The following is a 211-nucleotide window of genomic DNA, read 5'->3' as shown; positions in this document are numbered from 1 at the left end:
CGTGTTACCGCCGTGAAAGGGCGGTGTCTTAACCGCTTGACCAATGGGCCATATTAAAATTTTAATGGCGGAGAGCAAGGGATTTGAACCCTTGAGACAGGGTTACCCGCCTACACGATTTCCAATCGTGCTCCTTCGGCCACTCGGACAGCTCTCCAAAAATATGGCTCCGCAGGTAGGACTCGAACCTACGACCGTTCGGTTAACAGCC

1 tRNA gene is annotated in these 211 nt (G+C 52.6%); it reads right to left on the bottom strand.

Annotated elements, in window-relative coordinates:
* Nucleotides 1-65: 65 nt before the first annotated feature.
* Nucleotides 66-157: transfer RNA gene (locus ACX9YW_RS23830), tRNA-Ser, on the bottom strand.
* Between the last annotated feature and the right edge of the window lie 54 nt (nt 158-211).

It is taken from the genome of Pseudoneobacillus rhizolycopersici (assembly GCF_054786815.1).
Note: the sequence above shows the minus strand (reverse complement) of the source record. Positions and strands in the feature narration are given on the sequence as shown.